At 51.6% G+C, this 20,755-nt stretch carries 16 protein-coding genes; 13 read left to right on the top strand and 3 right to left on the bottom strand.

Features of this window, described 5'->3' with window-relative positions; genetic code table 11:
* Positions 1-26: 26 nt before the first annotated feature.
* Positions 27-875, bottom strand: a complete 849-nt coding sequence (gene araC, locus DT73_RS07240; protein WP_036106883.1) for an arabinose operon transcriptional regulator AraC — start codon at positions 873-875, stop codon at positions 27-29.
* Between the two features lie 343 nt (positions 876-1,218).
* Between araC and araB the strand changes: the two genes are divergently transcribed.
* The 6 genes from araB (at position 1,219) to rluA (ending at position 11,384) form a co-directional block, all read left to right on the top strand.
* On the top strand, positions 1,219-2,931 hold the full coding sequence (gene araB, locus DT73_RS07245) for a ribulokinase (RefSeq protein ID WP_036106259.1): 1,713 nt from the start codon (positions 1,219-1,221) through the stop codon (positions 2,929-2,931).
* A 10-nt stretch (positions 2,932-2,941) separates the two neighbouring features.
* A complete protein-coding gene (araA, locus tag DT73_RS07250; RefSeq protein ID WP_036106264.1) occupies positions 2,942-4,444 on the top strand; it encodes an L-arabinose isomerase in 1,503 nt (500 codons plus the stop codon).
* Positions 4,445-4,503: 59 nt separating this feature from the next.
* Positions 4,504-5,199 carry an L-ribulose-5-phosphate 4-epimerase gene (gene araD / locus DT73_RS07255; RefSeq protein WP_036106268.1) on the top strand — a complete coding sequence of 232 codons (696 nt, stop codon included), beginning with the start codon at positions 4,504-4,506 and terminating at the stop codon, positions 5,197-5,199.
* A gap of 92 nt (positions 5,200-5,291) precedes the next feature.
* Positions 5,292-7,652, top strand: coding sequence for a DNA polymerase II (polB, locus tag DT73_RS07260; protein ID WP_036106272.1), 2,361 nt, complete (start codon positions 5,292-5,294; stop codon positions 7,650-7,652).
* Between the two features lie 155 nt (positions 7,653-7,807).
* Complete coding sequence (gene rapA / locus DT73_RS07265; RefSeq protein WP_036106275.1) at positions 7,808-10,714, top strand: RNA polymerase-associated protein RapA; 2,907 nt, start codon at positions 7,808-7,810, stop codon at positions 10,712-10,714.
* A 13-nt stretch (positions 10,715-10,727) separates the two neighbouring features.
* Positions 10,728-11,384 (top strand): bifunctional tRNA pseudouridine(32) synthase/23S rRNA pseudouridine(746) synthase RluA, encoded by a 657-nt coding sequence (rluA, locus tag DT73_RS07270; RefSeq protein ID WP_036106278.1) that lies wholly within the window; start codon positions 10,728-10,730, stop codon positions 11,382-11,384.
* A gap of 222 nt (positions 11,385-11,606) precedes the next feature.
* On the opposite strand, the gene djlA is transcribed toward rluA, so the two are convergent.
* Positions 11,607-12,425 (bottom strand): co-chaperone DjlA, encoded by an 819-nt coding sequence (gene djlA, locus DT73_RS07275; RefSeq protein WP_036106280.1) that lies wholly within the window; start codon positions 12,423-12,425, stop codon positions 11,607-11,609.
* A 183-nt stretch (positions 12,426-12,608) separates the two neighbouring features.
* On the opposite strand from djlA, the gene lptD reads away from it, so the two are divergent.
* The 6 genes from lptD to apaH are packed head-to-tail and all read left to right on the top strand — an operon-like array spanning position 12,609 to position 19,356.
* Positions 12,609-14,969 carry an LPS assembly protein LptD gene (gene lptD, locus DT73_RS07280; RefSeq protein WP_036106282.1) on the top strand — a complete coding sequence of 787 codons (2,361 nt, stop codon included), beginning with the start codon at positions 12,609-12,611 and terminating at the stop codon, positions 14,967-14,969.
* A gap of 55 nt (positions 14,970-15,024) precedes the next feature.
* Positions 15,025-16,317, top strand: coding sequence for a peptidylprolyl isomerase SurA (surA, locus tag DT73_RS07285; RefSeq protein WP_036106284.1), 1,293 nt, complete (start codon positions 15,025-15,027; stop codon positions 16,315-16,317).
* Between the two features lie 13 nt (positions 16,318-16,330).
* A complete protein-coding gene (gene pdxA / locus DT73_RS07290) occupies positions 16,331-17,317 on the top strand; it encodes a 4-hydroxythreonine-4-phosphate dehydrogenase PdxA (RefSeq protein ID WP_036106292.1) in 987 nt (328 codons plus the stop codon).
* Entirely contained in the window at positions 17,314-18,135 is an 822-nt protein-coding gene (gene rsmA, locus DT73_RS07295; protein ID WP_036106295.1) for a 16S rRNA (adenine(1518)-N(6)/adenine(1519)-N(6))-dimethyltransferase RsmA, read from the top strand. Before pdxA ends, rsmA begins: the two co-directional genes overlap by 4 nt.
* A 3-nt stretch (positions 18,136-18,138) precedes the next feature.
* Positions 18,139-18,516: a Co2+/Mg2+ efflux protein ApaG gene (gene apaG / locus DT73_RS07300; RefSeq protein ID WP_036106296.1), complete on the top strand. Its 378-nt coding sequence runs from the start codon at positions 18,139-18,141 to the stop codon at positions 18,514-18,516.
* A 6-nt stretch (positions 18,517-18,522) separates the two neighbouring features.
* Positions 18,523-19,356: a bis(5'-nucleosyl)-tetraphosphatase (symmetrical) ApaH gene (gene apaH, locus DT73_RS07305; RefSeq protein ID WP_036106298.1), complete on the top strand. Its 834-nt coding sequence runs from the start codon at positions 18,523-18,525 to the stop codon at positions 19,354-19,356.
* A gap of 70 nt (positions 19,357-19,426) precedes the next feature.
* Here the strand turns inward: apaH and folA are convergent, their stop codons facing one another.
* The gene (gene folA, locus DT73_RS07310; protein WP_036106301.1) at positions 19,427-19,906 is read right to left on the bottom strand and encodes a type 3 dihydrofolate reductase; all 480 of its coding nucleotides are present in this window, start codon (positions 19,904-19,906) and stop codon (positions 19,427-19,429) included.
* Between the two features lie 228 nt (positions 19,907-20,134).
* Between folA and DT73_RS07315 the strand changes: the two genes are divergently transcribed.
* Positions 20,135-20,749, top strand: a complete 615-nt coding sequence (locus DT73_RS07315; protein ID WP_036106302.1) for a LysE family translocator — start codon at positions 20,135-20,137, stop codon at positions 20,747-20,749.
* The last annotated feature ends 6 nt before the right edge of the window (positions 20,750-20,755 follow it).

Consider the following 20,755-nt stretch of genomic DNA (forward strand, 5'->3'; position numbering starts at 1 on the left):
GTAACAAAACCGGCTTACCAGGCCACTTACTGCTCGTAACCGGCACGAAACTCACTGGGGCTGGCGCCAGTGCATTTTTTGAAAACCCGCGAAAAATAAAGCTGGTCCTCAAACCCGACATTACGCCCTACACTGGCGATAGGCATACGCGTGGTACTGAGCAACAATTTCGCCTGGCTGATACGCTGATCTTCCCGCCAGCTCAGCACACTCACCCCCAATTGCTGGCGGAACAAATGAGACAACCGAGAGGGAGAAAGGCACACATGCTGCGCCACACCGGCGATATCAAACTGGCTGTCGGACAAGTGGTCGCTAATATACTGGCAGGCTTCACGCACCCGGTTATCCAGAGGGGGATTCATTGATTCACTGATAGCTGCCATGCGCTTCAACAACAATTGTTCCAGCAAATTTATCGCCAGCAGTTCGGCATAGCGCCCCTGAGACTGCCCCGCATCAATTACCTGCTGAATCAGAGAAGAGAACGCTTCAATATGCTGTTCATCTGGCCGGTAAAAACCGGTATGCGCGAAAATGGTCGGCCAGTTCAGCCACTCAAGCCAGTATGCCCGGGGGCGGAAGTAGACCCATTGATGGTACCAGGCGCTGCAATCAGGGTGGCGGCCATAGTGGTGAATTTCTCCCGGCGGAAACAACAACATATCCCCCGGTTTGCAAATAAACTGCTGGTGATTGTTATTGATAACGCCTTCGCCTTTGACTGTCAGGTTCAGAATAAAACCCTTCATGCCTAATGGACGGTCAATAAAGAAATCCAGCGGTCCCCCCGACTCGATAGGGGTTAACCCGGCAACCAGATGCGCGTTAAATGAATACCCCGGCAGCAGGGGATCATTTTGTGTTTCAGCCATACCGAATTTGACTCCTGCATAAGAGTTGAGAAACCATTTGTCCATATTCACTGTTCCAGTGCGGAACAGTAAACCTATGAAACCATAAAGAAAGCGCTGAACAGCCAAAAACCGCTTCGGATCAACTATTACCCTAATAAACCTGAATTAACAACCCATTTAGCAGATAACCAAAGTGTCTATAAGCATGGCAGAAATATCCACATCAAATTTTTGCGTGCGGTCACAATTTGGCGACTGACAGCATTTTTATCCATAAGATCAGCGAATACACCCTGACTGTTTTTAGCTATGAAAACTAATGTTCTGGATATGTTTTTTACAGATCGATGGAGTATTAAAAATGGCTATAGCGCTGGGACTCGATTTTGGTAGCGACTCGGTTCGTGCACTGGCAGTCGATACCATCACTGGCAGCGAGCTGGCAACCAGCGTGGAGTGGTATCCACGCTGGCAAGAAGGGCGCTACTGCAATGCCCCGAAAAACCAGTTCCGCCACCATCCCCTCGATTACATCGAATCAATGGAGAAAGCGTTAAAAACCGTGCTGGCTGATCTGTCTGCTGAACAACGTGACGCCGTTGTCGGGATTGGCGTTGACAGCACCGGCTCAACGCCCGCGCCAATTGATAAAGACGGTAACGTACTGGCGTTGACCCCTGAATTCGCAGAAAACCCCAACGCCATGTTTGTGCTCTGGAAAGATCACACGGCCGTTGAAGAAGCGGAAGCCATCACACGGTTGTGCCATGCGCCGGGCCACAAGGATTACTCGCGCTACATTGGTGGCATTTATTCCAGTGAATGGTTCTGGGCCAAAATACTGCATGTAACCCGCGCGGATCAGAGCGTTGCCAAAGCGGCGGCCTCATGGATTGAGTTGTGCGACTGGATCCCTGCTTTACTTTCCGATACCACCAGGCCTGAAGCTATTCGCCGTGGTCGCTGCAGTGCCGGGCACAAATCTCTGTGGCATGAAAGTTGGGGCGGGTTGCCACCGGCCAGTTTCTTCGACGAACTGGATCCCATCATTAATAAACACCTGCCTCACCCGTTATTTACTGATACCTGGACTGCAGACATTCCTGTTGGCACGCTGTCCGCTCAATGGGCAGAACGCCTTGGGCTACCACAAACCGTGGTGATTTCCGGTGGCGCGTTTGACTGCCATATGGGTGCAGTAGGCGCTGGCGCGCAGGCCAATACACTGGTGAAAGTTATCGGGACCTCTACCTGCGACATTCTGATTGCCGACAAACCCACGGTAGGTGACCGGGCAGTCAAAGGCATTTGTGGCCAGGTGGACGGCAGTGTGGTGCCACACTTTATTGGCCTGGAAGCCGGGCAGTCAGCTTTTGGTGATATTTATGCCTGGTTTGGCCGGGTTCTGGGCTGGCCGCTGGACCAATTAGCCGCACAACAACCTGAGTTAAAAGAAACGTTACAGGCCAGTAAAAAACAGCTGCTCCCGGCGCTAACTGAAGCCTGGGCAAAAGATCCGGCACTTGATCACCTGCCAGTGGTACTCGACTGGTTTAACGGCCGCCGTACTCCCAATGCCAACCAGCGCCTGAAAGGTGTAATTACTGATCTGAATCTGGGAACCGATGCGCCAGCGCTGTTTGGTGGCCTTATTGCAGCCACGGCATTTGGTGCCCGCGCAATTATGGAGTGTTTCACAGAACAAGGTATTCCGGTTAATGGCGTAATGGCTCTGGGCGGTATTGCCCGTAAAAACCCCGTCATTATGCAAGTTTGCTGCGATGTGCTTAATCGCCCACTGCAAATCGTTGCCTCCGACCAGTGTTGTGCCCTGGGCGCTGCCATCTTCGCGGCCGTCGCCGCTGGTGTGCACAGCGATATCCCGGCCGCGCAACAAGCCATGGCCAGCAACGTTGAAAAAACCCTGCAACCAAAACCAGTCAGCGCTGAGCGCTTTGAACAGTTATATCAACGCTACCTGGCCTGGGCCTCCAGCGCAGAACAGCACTATCTCCCCTCTGTAACGGCGTCATCGTCTGCCAAGAAGACAGATGAAACCGCCCTGACACATTAAGGACAGAATAATGAATATTTTTGAACAATATGAAGTGTGGTTTGTTATTGGTAGCCAGCATTTATATGGCCCGGAAACCTTACGTCAGGTCACTCAGCATGCAGAGCATGTTGTCAACTCGCTGAATGCAGAGGCAAAGCTCCCTTGCAAACTGGTACTGAAACCGCTTGGCACCACGCCAGATGAAATCACTTCAATTTGCCGTGAAGCGAATCACGACGAAAAATGCGCCGGGATGGTGGTTTGGCTGCATACCTTCTCTCCAGCCAAAATGTGGATCAATGGTCTGGCAATCCTGACCAAGCCTTTACTGCAATTCCACACCCAATTTAATGCGCAAATTCCGTGGGACACCATGGATATGGACTTCATGAACCTGAACCAGACAGCACACGGCGGCCGCGAGTTTGGGTTCATCGGCGCGAGAATGCGCCAGCAACACAGCGTAGTAACAGGCCACTGGCAGGATGGTGAAGCCCATAAACGCATTGGCTCCTGGATGCGCCAGGCGGTATCTAAATTGAATACCCGCCATATCAAAGTTGCCCGTTTCGGCGACAACATGCGTGAAGTTGCCGTGACCGACGGTGACAAAGTCGCTGCACAAATCAAATTCGGCTTTTCCGTGAACTACTATGCGGTTGGCGACCTGGTTAGTGTGGTCAATGCTGTCAGCCAGGGTGATATCAACGCACTGGTTGATGAATATGAAAGCAGCTACCGCCTGAGTGCTGCAGCTCAGGTAAATGGTGATAAACGCCAAAACGTTATTGACGCGGCACGTATTGAACTGGGTATGAAGCGCTTCCTGGAACAAGGCGGCTTCCACGCATTTACCACAACATTTGAAGACCTCTACGGCCTGAAACAACTGCCAGGTCTGGCAGTTCAACGCCTGATGCAGCAAGGCTACGGCTTTGCTGGTGAAGGCGACTGGAAAACCGCCGCCCTGCTTCGCATTATGAAAGTGATGTCAACCGGTCTGCAGGGCGGCACCTCATTTATGGAAGATTACACTTACAACTTTGAGTCCGGTAACGACATGGTACTTGGCTCACACATGTTGGAAGTTTGCCCTTCCATTGCTACCGCAGAAAAACCGCTTCTGGATGTCCAGCACCTGGGGATTGGCGGTAAAGAAGACCCGGCACGCCTGATTTTCTCAACCAAAACTGGCCCGGCCATTAACGCCAGCCTGATAGACATGGGTGACCGTTTCCGCCTGCTGGTCAACTGTGTTGATGCGGTTGAAGCACCACATGCACTACCGAAACTGCCAGTTGCCAATGCACTCTGGAAAGCACAGCCAGACCTGAACACAGCCTCTGAAGCCTGGATTCTGGCTGGTGGCGCACACCATACCGTATTCAGCCAGGCACTCAACCTGGACGATATGCGTCAGTTTGCAGAAATGCACGACATTGAGCTTGCAGTAATTGATAACGATACACGCCTTCCTGCCTTTAAAGATGCACTGCGCTGGAACGAAATGTATTACAGCTTTAAACGGTAGTAACAGGGGAACTTTGGCCAGCCTTATCGGCTGGCCCTTCTTTTCTCTGGAGGATAACGATGCTTGAAGACTTGAAACGTCAGGTTCTCGAAGCCAACCTGGCTTTACCTGAACACAACCTGGTCACCCTGACATGGGGTAATGTCAGTGCGGTAGACCGCGAAGCCGGTGTTTTTATCATTAAACCCTCTGGGGTGGATTACACCGTGATGACCGCTGAAGATATGGTGGTCGTGAGCCTGGAGACCGGCGAGGTAGTTGAAGGAAACAAGAAACCTTCTTCAGATACCCCAACTCACCGCATCCTGTATCAGCAGTTTCCTGATATTGGCGGTATTGTGCATACCCACTCGCGGCATGCCACTATTTGGGCACAAGCTGGCCAAAGCATTCCGGCGACTGGCACCACCCATGCGGACTATTTTTACGGTTCCATTCCCTGCACCCGTAAAATGACCGATGCCGAAATCAATGGAGACTATGAGTGGCAAACCGGCGAAGTTATTGTGGAGACCTTCCGTCAACGCGATACCGACCCGAACCAGATGCCCGGTGTACTGGTGCATTCCCATGGGCCTTTCGCATGGGGTAAAAATGCGCTGGATGCCGTACACAATGCCATAGTGATGGAAGAAGTTGCGTATATGGGCATTTTCTGCCGCCAGTTAGCGCCACAATTACCCGATATGCAGCAAACCCTGCTCGATAAACACTACCTGCGCAAACATGGCGCCAAAGCATATTACGGCCAGTAATCGCGCCGCCGGCCAGGAATACTGTACATAAATGCAGTGACGCAACGGCTTTCAGGGTATACTGAAAGCCGTTTATTTTGAGGGAAACCTGAGTGTCACAGGCAAGAGCCGGTTTTGTTCTGACCCGGCACTGGCGGGATACCCCGCAAGGTACAGAGATTGAATTCTGGCTGGCAACAGATGCCGGGCCGGTCTGTGCCCGGCTTCCTCCCCAGCAATCAACCGCTTTCATTCCAGAATCACAGATGGCGCGCGCTCAGGCACTGCTGAGCAGTGAACCACACCTGCGCTGGGTATCACTACCGTTAAACGATTTCCACCACCAGCCGGTGTGTGCGCTTTATTGCCAGCAATACCGGCAGTTGTTACGCATTGAAAAAGTACTGCGCGAAGCCGGTATTACCGTCTACGAAGCGGATATTCGCCCCCCAGAGCGTTACCTGATGGAACGTTTCATTACCGCGCCAGTCTGGGTCGATGGTGAACACCAGCCACTGCGAATTCACCAGGCAAAAATGAAGCCGCACCCGGATTACCGCCCAAATTTACGCTGGGTTTCTCTGGATATCGAAACTAACCGGCATGGCGAGCTCTACTGCATTGGTCTGGAAGGCTGCGGGCAACGCCAGGTGTTTATGTTGGGTAACCCACCAGAAGCCCTTGCCCCAACTGATTTTCAACTGACCTTTATTCCTGACAGAGCCGGTCTTATCCACAGCCTGAACCAGTGGGTAGCCGAACATGATCCGGATGTCATTATTGGCTGGAATGTGATTCAGTTCGATTTACGCATCTTGCAGAAACAGGCAGATAAATTCGGTGTTCGTCTGCTACCAGGCAGGGAACAGCGTGAAATTGAGTGGCGCGAACATGGTTACAACCAGGGGTATTTTTTCGCACAGATCCCAGGGCGCCTGGTGGTTGATGGTATTGAAGCGCTGAAATCTGCTTTTTGGAGTTTTCCGTCGTTTTCCCTCGAGTCAGTTGCTCAGGAATTGCTGGGCGAAGGGAAAGATATTGACGATCCCTGGGATCGCATGGCGGAAATAGACCGGCGCTTCCACCAGGATAAAGTGGCGCTGGCACAATACAATTTAAAAGACTGTGAGCTGGTCACCCGTATTTTCAGGCACACTGACATCATGCCGTTTTTACTGGAGCGAGCGGCGGTTAATGGCCTGCAGGCAGACCGCCATGGTGGGTCTGTTGCCGCTTTTTGTCACCTCTATTTTCCACGTATGCACCGGGCGGGTTATGTTGCGCCAAATCTGGGGGAAATTCCCCCTCAGGCAAGCCCTGGCGGCTACGTGATGAACTCAAGGCCTGGCCTGTATGACTCGGTGCTGGTTCTGGATTTTAAAAGCCTCTACCCGTCGATTATTCGCACATTTCTTATCGACCCGGTTGGGCTGGTGGAAGGCCAGTTGCATGCAGATAAACAGCACGCCGTTGAAGGGTTTCTTGGTGCCTGGTTTTCCCGCGAAAAACATTGCCTGCCTGAAATCGTCAGCCAGATATGGCAAGGCAGGGAACGAGCCAAACAGCAAAAGAATGCTCCGCTATCGCAGGCGCTAAAAATCCTGATGAATGCATTTTATGGTGTACTGGGCACCTCTGCCTGCCGTTTTTTTAACCCGCAACTGGCTTCATCGATTACGATGCGTGGCCATGCCATTATGCGTCAGACCAGAGAACTTATTGAGTCGCAAGGGTTTGATGTCATTTATGGCGATACCGATTCCACCTTCGTGTGGCTGAAACACGCGCACAGCGAAGAAGCTGCCGATGCGGCCGGCAGGCGCCTGGCTCGACTGGTCAATCAGTGGTGGCGCGACCACCTGCATGAAACACAACAACTCGAGAGCGTGCTGGAACTGGAATACGAAACCCATTACAGCCGTTTTCTGATGCCTACAATTCGCGGTGCCGAAACGGGCAGTAAAAAACGTTATGCAGGCCTGGTTATGCGCGAAGGTAAACAGCAACTGGTGTTTAAAGGGCTGGAAACCGTACGCACAGACTGGACTCCCCTTGCACAAACCTTCCAGAAAAATCTCTACCAACGTGTTTTTCTGCACCAACCTTATGAAGATTATATTCGCGAGACTATTGCCAGCCTGATGGCTGGCGAACTGGATGACCAACTGGTATACCGCAAGCGGCTGCGTCGGCCACTGGATGATTACCAGAGAAATATTCCCCCTCACGCCAGAGCTGCACGGCTTGCCAACGAATTTGACCGCCGCGCCGGGCGGCCACCACGCTATAATGGGCGAGGCACAGTGAAGTATGTCTGGACACTGCAAGGCCCGGAGCCTGCGGGGCTTGCGCAATCGCCACTTGACTATGAACACTACCTTACGCGGCAGCTACAACCCATTGCCGAAGGAATTTTACCCTTCCTGGGTAAGGAGTTTGCTACACTAGTAACGGGGCAACTTGGGTTATTTTGACAGGTGACGAATGCGTTGCCATCCATTACCATAGCGCCCTTTCCGGGTCATATCCCAAAACTCATAACAGAATTCTTCAACGTGCCGCCGCCTTGTGCCGACGGCAGTAATGCTATTGCCTGCAACTTTTAGATATACAACAGAGCCGAATATTTATGCCTTTTACACTTGGTCAGCGCTGGATCAGCGATACGGAAAGCGAACTGGGATTGGGAACAGTAGTAGCAATTGATGCCCGCATGGTGACATTACTGTTCCCGGCAACCGGAGAAAATCGTCTGTATGCCAGAAATGACTCCCCTATCACCCGCGTGATGTTTAACCCCGGGGATACCATTACCAGCCATGAGGGCTGGCAGTTAAAAGTGGATGAAGTCAAGGAAGAGAACGGGTTACTCGCCTATCTGGGTACCCGTGAAGACACCCAGGAAAGTGGCGTCATACTGCGTGAGGTACTGCTGGACAGTAAACTGGTGTTCAGTAAACCGCAGGATCGCCTGTTTGCCGGCCAGATTGACCGCATGGACCGTTTTGCACTGCGCTTTCGTGCCCGCAAATACCAGAGCGAGCAATACCGTATGCCGTGGAGTGGCCTGCGCGGTATGCGCACCAGCCTGATCCCACACCAGTTGCATATTGCCAACGACGTTGGCCGCCGTCATGCTCCCCGTGTGTTACTTGCCGATGAAGTCGGGCTGGGTAAAACCATTGAAGCAGGCATGGTAATTCACCAGCAATTGCTCAGTGGTGCCGCTGAGCGTGTTTTGGTTATTGTTCCGGAAACCCTGCAACACCAGTGGCTGGTAGAAATGCTGCGCCGCTTTAACCTGCGGTTTGCGCTGTTTGACGATGAACGATACGCAGAAGCGCAACACGACAGCGAGAACCCGTTTTATACCGAACAACTGATTATTTGCTCACTGGACTTTGTGCGCCGCAACAAGCAGCGCCTGGAAAACCTGTGCGAAGCCGAATGGGATTTAATGGTGGTGGATGAAGCTCACCATTTGGTATGGAGCGAAGAAGCTCCCAGCCGCGAATACCAGGTAATTGAACAACTGGCTGAACGCGTACCAGGCGTGTTGTTGTTAACCGCGACCCCGGAACAGCTTGGCATGCAAAGCCATTTTGCCCGCCTGCGCCTGTTAGACCCAAGCCGTTTTCATGATTACGAAGCATTTGTTGCCGAGCAAAATAACTTCCGCCCGGTTGCCGATGCCGTTTCCCTGTTGCTGGAAGGTAACCATCTGAGTGATGAAACCCTCAATACGCTGAGCGAGCTGATTGGCGAACAGGATATCGAACCGTTACTGAAAGCGGCTAATAGTGGTGGTGAAAGCAGTGAAGCCGCCCGTCAGGAACTGGTTTCCATGCTGACAGACCGCCACGGTACCAGCCGGGTGCTGTTCCGTAACACCCGCAGCAGCGTGAAAGGCTTCCCTCAGCGCGAACTCCATACAATTCGCCTGCCATTACCCACTCAGTACCAAACAGCTATAAAAGTCTCCGGCATTATGAGTGCGCGTAAAACGGCGGAAGAGCGCGCCCGCGACATGCTTTACCCGGAACAGATTTACCAAGAATTTGAAGGCGACAGCGGCACCTGGTGGAACTTTGACCCGCGGGTTGACTGGCTGATGGGCTACCTCACCAGCCACCGCTCACAAAAAGTTCTGGTTATTTGCGCCAAGGCAACGACAGCACTGCAACTGGAGCAGGTATTACGCGAGCGTGAAGGTATCCGCGCGGCCGTTTTCCATGAAGGTATGTCAATTATTGAGCGTGACCGTGCAGCAGCCTGGTTCGCCGAGGAAGATACCGGCGCACAGGTGCTGTTATGCTCGGAAATTGGTTCTGAAGGGCGTAACTTCCAGTTTGCCAGCAACATGGTAATGTTTGACCTGCCATTTAACCCTGACTTGCTTGAACAGCGCATCGGGCGTCTGGACCGTATCGGCCAGGCTCACGACATCCAGATTCACGTACCGTATCTGGAAAATACCGCGCAATCCATCCTGGTTCGCTGGTATCACGAAGGGCTCGATGCCTTTGAACATACCTGCCCAACTGGCCGCGCCATTTACGATGACGTCTATGAATCACTGATTGGCTACCTGGCAGCACCCGAAAACGAAGACGGCTTTGCTGAGCTGATTCACCGCTGCCGCACCCAGCATGACGCACTGAAAACCCAGTTAGAACAGGGCCGTGACCGCCTGCTGGAGATTCACTCCAACGGTGGCGAAAAAGCCCAGGCACTGGCCAATGAAATCGCAGAACAGGATGATGATACTGCACTGGTAAACTTTGCCATGAACCTGTTCGACATTATCGGCATCAACCAGGATGACAAAGGCGATAACATGATTATCCTGACGCCATCCGACCATATGCTGGTACCGGATTTCCCGGGCTTGCCTGAAGATGGCTGCACAATAACCTTCAGCCGCGATGTCGCGCTTTCACGTGAAGATGCCCAGTTCATTACCTGGGAACATCCTTTGATTCGCAATGGCCTTGATCTGATTCTGTCGGGCGATACCGGTAGTTGCGCGCTTTCCTTGCTCAAAAACAAGGCGCTGCCCGTTGGCACATTGCTGGTCGAAATGGTGTATGTCGTTGAAGCCAAAGCGCCCAAACAACTTCAGTTGCAGCGCTTCCTGCCACCAACACCAGTACGTATGCTGCTGGACAAAAATGGCACCAACCTGGCAGCGCAAGTGGAATTCGAAAGCTTTAACCGCCAGTTAAGTGCGGTGAACCGCCATACCAGCAGCAAACTGATCAATGCCGTACAGCAAGATGTGCATGAGATTTTGCAACATGGCGAAGAGCAAGTGGGGAAAGCGGCACAGGCGTTAATCGATGCAGCGAGAAAAGAGGCGGATGAGAAACTGTCTGCCGAATTATCACGCCTTGAAGCGTTGAAAGCCATTAACCCCAATATTCGCGACGACGAACTGAGTGCAATTGAAGATAACCGCCAGCAAGTGCTGGAGAGTTTGTCTGAGGCCTCATGGCGGCTCGATGCGCTGCGCCTGATTGTGGTCACGCACCAGTAAGGAAATGACAACGATGCTGGAGTTTTACTCTCCGCCACAAGACCCGTGGCTGGTCATTCTGTATCAGGATGAGCATATTATGGTGGTGAACAAGCCATCCGGGTTGCTTTCCGTACCCGGTCGGCTGGAAGAGCATAAAGACAGCGTGATGACGCGGATTCAGCGCGATTATCCCACTGCCGAATCTGTTCACCGGCTCGATATGGCAACCAGCGGTGTTATCGCTGTGGCGCTGACCAAAGCAGCGGAACGTGAACTCAAGCGTCAGTTTCGGGAGCGCGAGCCAAAGAAACAGTACGTGGCGCGAATTTGGGGGCACCCGGAGAAAGCGGAAGGTATCGTTGATTTACCACTGATTTGTGACTGGCCCAACCGCCCCAAACAAAAAGTCTGTTTTGAGACGGGTAAACCCGCACAAACTGAGTACGAAGTGGTGGAGTATGCGCCGGATATGACAGCCAGAGTGATTCTGCGCCCCATTACCGGGCGCTCGCACCAATTGCGTGTTCATATGCAGGCGCTGGGCCACCCTATCCTGGGTGATAAGTTCTATGCCACTCCCGAAGCCCGGGCAATGGCAGCACGCTTATTGTTACACGCAGAGTCATTGACCATTACGCACCCGGCTTTTGGCAACAGCATGACATTCCGGGCACTTGCCGACTTCTGACCCACAGCCGGTTAACCACCGGGCTGAGTCTGATGACAAACCTCATGTCCGCACAGAACCAGAGGGTGTCACCCGATAAAAAAACCAGGGAAATCAATTCATTGATTTTCGCCCGCTAACTAAAAAGAAGGAAAAATCACGCTTTTTCCTTCTTTTTCATCAATCTGAGCCCGGCTGACTACCGGGCTATTTTACTTCTGCCAGGGCTGGAAAACCGCCAGGCTAGCGAAACCCTTTCTCTTTTTTGATCAAATCATAAGCCTGCTGAATTTCCTGGGCTTTCTGTTTTGCCATTTGCATCATCTGCTTCGGCAGGCCTTTCGCTACCAGTTTGTCCGGATGGTGTTCGCTCATCAACTTACGGTATGCCCGCTTGATTGTCGTCGCATCATCAGATGACTTCACTCCGAGGACATTGCAGGCATCCTGCAAAGTTGGCCCACGTTGCGTTTGCTGGTAACCGCCCTGCTGGCCAGAAGAAGAGTGCTGATACCCGCCACCAAATTGTGCCCCGCCCTGCATCATGCGCAAAAACTGGTCAAACTGTAGCCGGGAGATCCCCAGTTCTTCAGCTATCACATACAGAACATCGCGCTCTTTCGGGTGCAACGAGCCGTCGGCAAAGGCAGCCTGAATCTGAATTTCCAGAAACATCCGAATCAGGTCGAAACGGCCAAAACATACGCTACGCAGTTGTGTCATTTTATCGCGCAGCGGGTAAGAGGCACCTTTCCCAACACGAAATGCATGCTGAGCAGCCACGCGCGAGTCACCATGCAATTGCATCCGCTCCATTAATTGCGAAGCAACATGGATATCAGCTTCCGTTACGCGCCCTTTTGCCTTGGTCAGATGCCCCATCACCTCAAACGTGGTATTGAAGAACATCGTCTGTCGTTGTTGTTGACTGGTAAACCAGGCAGAGCGCATGCGCATGCGGTCAAATAAGTGACCAATCAGCAAACCGCCAATTGCGCCCCAAAACCCGCCGCCGAAGATAATTCCCAGCGCAATACCAATCACTTTTCCCCAATACTGCATATACTCCCCAAATGGTCATGCTGTCAGACCGAAATTCATTTATCATACCTGTCATTCATAACTGAGCCTAATAACAGGCGTGTAAACAGGCTGGATTAACACTGGCACTATGATAACGACTACGTTAGTCTCTTTCCGTTTGCCTACGCTAAGTCCCTGATGACAGAACAACGAAAAACACGTATGAAAAAACGTATTCCCACCTTGCTGGCAACCCTTATCGGTTCGGCTTTGTACAGCCAACAAGGTTTTACCGCCGATCTCGCATCACAGTGCATGCTGGGTGTGCCCAGCTACAATCGTCCGTTGGTTCAGGGCGATACTAATGATCTGCCCGTAACAATCAATGCCGATCATGCAAAAGGCAATTATCCAGACAACGCTACTTTCACCGGAAATGTAGACATTGCACAGGGTAACAGCCGCCTGCAATCTGACGAAGTACAACTTCACCAGAAACAGGCAGAAGGTCAAACTACACCGGTCAGGACTGTCGATGCACTGGGTAATGTGCACTATGATGACAATCAGATCATCCTGAAAGGTCCGAAAGCGTGGTCTAACCTCAACACAAAAGACACAAATGTGTGGGATGGCGATTATCAAATGGTCGGGCGGCAGGGCCGAGGCACAGCCGACCTGATGAAACAGCGTGACAATAATCGCTACACGATTCTGGAAAATGGCACCTTCACTTCTTGTCTTCCCGGCTCTAATACCTGGAGCATTGAAGGCAGCGAAGTTATCCAGGACCGCCAGGAACAAGTTGCTGAAATTTGGAACGCCCGCTTTAAACTGGGCCCGGTTCCCGTATTTTACAGCCCGTACCTGCAACTTCCTATTGGCGATAAACGCCGTTCGGGTTTCCTTATCCCAAATGCGAAATATAGCTCCACCAACGGGTTTGAGTTTTCACTCCCCTATTACTGGAATATTGCCCCTAACTTTGATGCCACCATTACTCCGCATTACATGGATAAGCGTGGCAACATTCAGTGGCAGAATGAATTCCGTTACTTAACACGCGCTGGTGCAGGGATAGTCGAATTTGACTACCTGCCATCCGACAGTGTTTACCAGGATGAATACCCCAGTGAAGATAACAAGCACCGCTGGTTGTTCTACTGGAAACACTCCGGTGTGCTGGACCAGGTGTGGCGTTTTAACGTCGATTACACGAAAGTGAGCGACCCGCACTACTTTAACAACTTTGATTCAAAATATGGTTCAAGTACCGATGGTTACGCCACGCAAAAATTCAGCGTGGGTTACGCAGTACAGAACTTTGATGCCACATTATCAACCAAACAATTCCAGGTCTTCGACACAGCCAGCAGCAACTCTTACCGCGCTGAGCCGCAGTTAGACCTTAACTTCTACCAAAATGACGTTGGGCCGTTCGATACCCATCTGTATGCCCAGGCCGTGAAGTTCACCAACGTGAACAGCAACTACCCGGAAGCGACACGCCTGCATATTGAGCCGACTATCAACCTGCCGTTGTCCAATAACTGGGGAAGTCTTAATACCGAAGCGAAACTGCTGGCGACTCACTACCAGCAGACCAACCTCGATGAATACCGCTCTTATGCTAATAACAGTGCGACATCTCTGGCACTCAAAGACAGTGTTAACCGGGTGATGCCACAGTTTAAGGTTGACGGTAAAATGGTTTTCGAGCGTGATATGGACTGGAGCCAGGGCTACACCCAGACTCTGGAACCTCGCGTACAGTATCTGTATGTTCCTTATCGCGATCAAAGCCATATCTATAACTACGATTCCGCCTTCCTGCAATCTGACTATACGGGTCTGTTCCGTGACCGGACTTATGGCGGCCTTGACCGTATTGCATCAGCAAACCAGGTGTCTACCGGTGTCACAACCCGTGTTTATGATGAAAATTCAGTGGAACGTTTTAACGCTTCTGTTGGTCAAATCTACTATTTCACCCGGTCCCGTACTGGCGATGACAACATCAACTGGGAAAATAATGACCACCAGACTGGTGCTGTTGTCTGGGCCGGAGACTCCTACTGGCGGATCTCAAACCGTTGGGGATTACGCGGTGGCGTAGAGTATGATACCCGCATGGACAACGTGGCGACCGGTAGCGGTTCACTGGAATACCGCCGGGATGCTGACCGGATGGTGCAGTTAACGTACCGTTATGCCAGCCCGGAATATATTCAGGCCACACTGCCAGCTTACTCAACCAGCGAGCAGTATGAAAACGGGATTTCTCAGGTGGGGATGGCCGCAAGCTGGCCGATTGTGGACCGCTGGTCTGTTGTTGGTGCGTACTACTACGATACCAAAGCAAACCAACCGGCGGACCAAATGCTGGCTTTGCAATATAACTCCTGCTGCTACGCGATTCGTGTTGGCTATGAAAGGAAAATTAATGGTTGGCAGAACGACCAAAGTAAGTATGACAACGTGATTGGCTTCAACATTGAATTGCGTGGGTTGAGTTCTAACTATGGCCTTGGCACGCATCAAATGTTGCGCTCCAACATTCTGCCGTATCAAAGCTCACTGTAGTCTTGATTGATTTGAAACATAATCCGCATTGCGGTTAATCAGAAATGGAAAACCTATGATGAACTGGAGAAAGCTGCTTCCTGGTATCGCGCTGGCCCTGTTGGTGAATACCGGTTTCGCAGCTCCACAAGTTGTTGATAAAGTGGCGGCCGTCGTCAATAACGGCGTAGTACTGGAAAGTGATGTTGATGGGCTGATGCAGTCCGTAAAAATGAATGCAGGTGAAGCCGGGCAACAACTTCCTGACGACAACACCCTTCGCCACCAGATCCTCGAAAGACTCATCATGGATCAGATAGTGCTGCAGATGGGCCAGAAAATGGGCGTTAAAATCAGCGATGATCAGCTGGATCAGGCTATTGCCAATATTGCCCAGCAAAACCACATGACAATGGATCAACTGCGCAGTCGTCTGGCCTATGACGGTATGAACTACAACACATACCGTGCGCAGATCCGCAAAGAAATGCTTATCTCAGAAGTGCGTAATAACGAAGTTCGCCGCCGTGTCACTATTCTGCCTCAGGAAGTGGATGCACTGGCAAAACAGATGGGCAACCAGAATGATGCCAGCACCGAACTTAATTTGAGCCACATTCTGATTCCGTTACCTGAAAACCCAACGGCTGATCAAGTCAGCCAGGCACAAAGCCAGGCTGAAGATATTATCAGCCAGGCGCGTAACGGCACCGACTTCGCCAAACTGGCAATTACCTATTCCGCCGACCAGCAGGCACTGAAAGGTGGGCAAATGGGTTGGGGTCGTATTCAGGAACTGCCGTCTATCTTTGCTCAGGCACTCAGCACCGCGAAGAAAGGCGATATTATTGGCCCGATTCGTTCCGGTGTGGGTTTCCATATCCTGAAAGTGAACGATATCCGCGGGCAGTCACAGAATATTTCTGTTACCGAAGTCCATGCCCGACATATTTTGATTAAGACCTCACCTATCATGAGTGATGCACAGGCGCGTGCGAAACTGGAACAAATCGCTGCGGATATCCGTAGCGGGAAAACCACGTTTGCTGCGGCAGCACGTGCCAATTCTGATGACCCCGGTTCTGCAAACCAGGGCGGTGACCTGGGCTGGTCCTCCCCGGACGTTTACGATCCGGCTTTCCGCGATGCTCTGATGCACCTGCAAAAAGGGCAAATGAGCCAGCCAGTCCACTCTTCCTTTGGCTGGCACCTGATTGAACTGCTGGATACCCGTCGTGTGGATAAAACCGATGAAGCACAAAAAGACAGGGCTTACCGCATGCTGTTCAACCGCAAATTCTCAGAGGAAGCGGCAACCTGGATGCAGGAACAACGTGCCAGCGCGTATGTGAAAATCCTGGATAATTAATCTGGATATTTAAGTGAAAATACCACGTGTAGTGATCACTCCCGGCGAACCTGCCGGGATTGGCCCTGATTTAGTTGCCGAACTGGCACAACGGGCGTGGCCGGTTGAACTGGTTGTTTGCGCAGATCCCGAACTATTACTGTCACGGGCCAGAGCACTGAACCTGCCGCTGGTATTACGCAATTATCAAGCCAGTGAAGCACCACAGCCCCAACAGGCTGGTTCACTGACATGCCTGCCAGTATCCTTGCATACACCGTCTATTCCCGGGCAGTTGGCTAAAGACAATGGCTCTTATGTCACTGAAACACTCGCCCGGGCAGCACAGGGTTGCATTGAGGGTGAGTTTGCAGCACTGGTAACTGGCCCGGTGCATAAAGGCGTTATCAATGACGCAGGCATTCCTTTCACAGGCCATACAGAATTCTTCCAGATGCAGGCTGGCTGTGAAAAAGTAGTAATGATGCTGGCGACAGAGTCATTACGTGTTGCACTGGCAACCACCCATTTACCCATCAAGGCCGTCAGTGACGCCATTACGGTGGAGTCACTGCATCAGGTTATTGCCATTTTACACCATGATCTGCGTACCAAATTCGGTATCGCTCAGCCGCGAATCCTGGTTTGCGGGCTCAACCCTCACGCGGGTGAAGGTGGGCATATGGGCACTGAAGAAATAGAAACCATTACGCCAGTGCTTGATAGCCTGCGTGCACAAGGCATGAAACTGGAAGGCCCACTCCCCGCAGACACACTTTTTCAGCCCAAATACCTCGATAATGCAGATGCTGTCCTGGCTATGTATCACGATCAGGGCTTACCCGTGCTAAAATATCAGGGATTTGGCCGTGCGGTGAATATCACCCTCGGCCTGCCTTTTATTCGCACTTCTGTTGATCACGGCACCGCGCTGGATCTGGCCGGTACCGGGAAAGCAGATGTCGGCAGTTTTATCACGGCGCTTAATCTCGCCATTACCATGATTACAAAGAGTCAATGAATAATCGCGTCCACCAGGGGCATTTAGCCCGTAAACGTTTTGGGCAAAACTTCCTTAATGATCAATTTGTTATTGAAAGTATTGTCTCTGCCATCAATCCACAAAAAGGCCAGTCACTGGTCGAAATCGGCCCGGGTTTGGGTGCGCTGACAGAGCCTGTTGGTGAACGGCTGGATGCACTGACTGTTGTTGAGCTCGACAGGGATCTTGCTGCCCGTCTGCAAACTCACCCTTTCCTTGCGCCAAAACTGACCATTTACCAGCAAGACGCCATGACAATGGACTTTGCGGAACTGGCTAAAAAACAAGGCCAGGCTTTACGTGTATTCGGCAACCTGCCGTATAACATCTCTACGCCGCTTATGTTCCACCTGTTTAGCTATACTGATGCCATTGCTGACATGCACTTTATGTTGCAAAAAGAAGTGGTCAACCGCCTGGTTGCAGGCCCCGGCACTAAAGCGTATGGTCGGTTAAGTGTAATGGCGCAGTATTACTGCAAGGTTATTCCGGTTCTGGAAGTACCACCAAGTGCATTCACACCACCACCTAAGGTTGATTCAGCCGTGGTCAGGCTTGTTCCGCATGCAACATTGCCACACCCTGTCAAAGCGTTGAATATCCTGAACCGGATTACCACTGCAGCCTTCAACCAAAGAAGGAAAACATTGCGTAACAGCTTAGGCAATTTATTCACGCCGGAAACACTGGCTGAACTGGGTGTGGATTCCGCTCTGCGGGCCGAAAATGTCTCCGTTGCCCAATATTGCCAGATGGCTAATTTTTTAGCTGAGAATCCCCCGTCGCAGGAGAGTTAAGCTATGACAGCATCGCCCCGTGTTTGTGTGCAGGTACAGAGTGTTTATGTCGAATCGCAATCATCCCCGGAAGATGAGCGCTTTGTTTTTGCATATACCGTTACCATCCGCAATTTGGGGCGAGAGCCTGTGCAATTACTTGGCCGCTACTGGTTAATCACTAACGGCCATGGGCGCGAAACTGAAGTACAGGGCGAAGGGGTTGTTGGTGAACAGCCGCATATTGACCCTGGCAGTGAATACCAGTACACCAGCGGCGCCGTTATCGAAACGCCTTTAGGCACGATGGAAGGGCATTATGAAATGATTGATGCCAATGGTAATGCTTTCCGCCTGGCCATCCCTGTTTTCCGCCTGGCCGTTCCAACCCTGATTCATTAAGCGCCTATGTCCACATATTTAATTGGTGATGTTCACGGCTGTTATGACGAGCTGGTAGCCTTGCTTGACCAGGTAAACTTCACGCCAGAGGCCGATACGTTGTGGCTGACGGGGGACCTGGTTGCCCGTGGCCCGAAGTCCTTAGAGGTTTTGCGCTACGTCCGTAGTCTGGGCGACAGTGTGCGCATTGTGCTGGGTAATCACGATCTGCATTTATTGGCAGTCTACGCCGGTATTAGCCGCAATAAACCCAAAGACCTGGTCACTCCGCTGCTGGAAGCACCAGATGCAGATACCCTGATTAACTGGCTACGCCGCCAGCCATTGCTTCAGGTGGATGAAGCAAACCGTCTGGTTATGGCACATGCAGGTATTACCCCTCAATGGGATTTAGCTACCGCCATCGCCTGTGCCGGAGAGGTTTCTGCAGTGCTGTCCAGCGACAGTTACCCTTTGTTCCTTGATGCCATGTATGGCGATATGCCTAATAACTGGTCGCCACAGCTTACCGGGTTGGCGCGCCTGCGTTTTTCAACCAATGCGCTGACCAGAATGCGTTATTGTTTTGCCAATGGGCAACTGGATATGTACTGCAAAGATGCACCGGGCAACGCGCCTTCCCTGCTGAAACCCTGGTTTTCATTACCTGGGCCGGTAAAGGAAGAGTACAGTATTGCCTTCGGTCACTGGGCATCACTGGAAGGGCAAGGTACACCAGATGGCGTGTATGCGCTGGATACCGGCTGTTGCTGGGGTGGGGCATTAACCTGCCTGCGCTGGGAAGATAAAGCCTGGTTCCATCAGGCCTCATTACGCCCGGAAATTACCAACGAGATATAACAACAACGCCTGTCTGAGCAAACCGACAGGCGTTGGTGAATCTGCAATAACACCCACTCAGTGAATAGTGTTAGCTACGATCCAGGATCTCAAAGCAGTAGCTGTGGCTGTTTTTGTCGTCAGCATCGTGAAACTCGCTGAACACCGACTGCCATTCGTCCGTTTCATATTCAGGGAAGTGCGTATCGCCTTCTACTTCAGCATCAATATGAGTCAGATACAGGCGATGAGCCATTGGCAGGAACTGCTGGTAAACATGCCCACCACCAATAACCATCACTTCAGGGTCTTCAGCACACAGCGCAAGCGCTTCTTCTACTGAACTCACCCACAGTACGCGGTCATCATTACCCGGAGTACGGCTGAGCACAATGTTCTTGCGCCCGGGCAATGGCCTGCCAATAGACTCCCAGGTTAACCGCCCCATAATAACTGGTTTATTCAATGTATTGCGTTTAAACCAGGCCAGATCAGCAGGCAAGTTCCAGGGCATGGCGTTTTCCATACCAATTACGCGGTCCACAGCCAGCGCAGCAATCAAACTAATCATGCAGTGCATCCTGAATATTCAAAATTGTCGCCACTATACGGAAAGCCGGGTATTTCGTCACCAGGAGACCCGCCCAAAAAAGCAGAAATATTTTACCCCTGAGCGTTACTCCACAATCCTGCCTGAAGTCTTACCTGGGCCGCTTATTGAGGCAGAAAACCACAAGGGACTACCTTTTTTGACCCGGGACGGATATAGTGCAGCCGCAATTTCTAACCAGGATCTCTTATGCTTGAAACAACGCTGTTCGTTATAACAATTGCTGCTCTCGGTATGCTTTCCCCGGGGCCCGATTTTTTCCTGGTTATCAAAAATGCCGCCCGCTACCCGCGTAAAGCAGCGCTAATGACTGCACTCGGTGTGATTTTTGGTGTGGTTACACATATGACTTATTGCGTTGCTGGCCTGGCCGTAGTCATCACTACCACGCCATGGCTGTTTGGTTTACTGAAATACGCTGGTGCAGCATACCTTATTTGGGTTGGCCTTCAGGCGCTGTTTTCTCGTGGTGGCAGCAAAATGGATCTGAACCAGTTAACCCCGCAAAGCACTTCATTGCACAAAGCGTTTATTCAGGGGTATTTGTGTAACCTGCTTAACCCTAAAGCGACATTATTCTTTCTCGCCATGTTTACTCAGGTATTAAATGTGCATTCAGGGTTGGGAGAGAAACTGTGGTATGCCGGTATTATTGTTGGGCTGACGGTTATCTGGTGGCCGTTACTGGTGGTACTAATCCAAAGTGCCCCAGTACGCAGTGGGCTGGCGAAGGCTCAGAAAGTGGTTGATAAACTGCTCGGTGGCATGCTGCTGGTTCTGGGTATAAAAGTTGCGCTGAGCTGACATCAT

The organism is Mangrovibacter sp. MFB070 (genome assembly GCF_000705335.1).
Taxonomy (GTDB): Bacteria; Pseudomonadota; Gammaproteobacteria; order Enterobacterales; family Enterobacteriaceae; genus Mangrovibacter; species Mangrovibacter plantisponsor.

Excerpts from the sequence above, each read along its gene's own strand:
- araC (WP_036106883.1), bottom strand. The coding sequence starts at position 875 with ATGGCTGAAACACAAAATGATCCCCTGCTGCCGGGGTATTCATTTAAC.
- araB (WP_036106259.1), top strand. The coding sequence starts at position 1,219 with ATGGCTATAGCGCTGGGACTCGATTTTGGTAGCGACTCGGTTCGTGCA.
- araA (WP_036106264.1), top strand. The coding sequence starts at position 2,942 with ATGAATATTTTTGAACAATATGAAGTGTGGTTTGTTATTGGTAGCCAG.
- araD (WP_036106268.1), top strand. The coding sequence starts at position 4,504 with ATGCTTGAAGACTTGAAACGTCAGGTTCTCGAAGCCAACCTGGCTTTA.
- rapA (WP_036106275.1), top strand. The coding sequence starts at position 7,808 with ATGCCTTTTACACTTGGTCAGCGCTGGATCAGCGATACGGAAAGCGAA.
- rluA (WP_036106278.1), top strand. The coding sequence starts at position 10,728 with ATGCTGGAGTTTTACTCTCCGCCACAAGACCCGTGGCTGGTCATTCTG.
- djlA (WP_036106280.1), bottom strand. The coding sequence starts at position 12,425 with ATGCAGTATTGGGGAAAAGTGATTGGTATTGCGCTGGGAATTATCTTC.
- lptD (WP_036106282.1), top strand. The coding sequence starts at position 12,609 with ATGAAAAAACGTATTCCCACCTTGCTGGCAACCCTTATCGGTTCGGCT.
- surA (WP_036106284.1), top strand. The coding sequence starts at position 15,025 with ATGATGAACTGGAGAAAGCTGCTTCCTGGTATCGCGCTGGCCCTGTTG.
- rsmA (WP_036106295.1), top strand. The coding sequence starts at position 17,314 with ATGAATAATCGCGTCCACCAGGGGCATTTAGCCCGTAAACGTTTTGGG.
- apaG (WP_036106296.1), top strand. The coding sequence starts at position 18,139 with ATGACAGCATCGCCCCGTGTTTGTGTGCAGGTACAGAGTGTTTATGTC.
- apaH (WP_036106298.1), top strand. The coding sequence starts at position 18,523 with ATGTCCACATATTTAATTGGTGATGTTCACGGCTGTTATGACGAGCTG.
- folA (WP_036106301.1), bottom strand. The coding sequence starts at position 19,906 with ATGATTAGTTTGATTGCTGCGCTGGCTGTGGACCGCGTAATTGGTATG.
- DT73_RS07315 (WP_036106302.1), top strand. The coding sequence starts at position 20,135 with ATGCTTGAAACAACGCTGTTCGTTATAACAATTGCTGCTCTCGGTATG.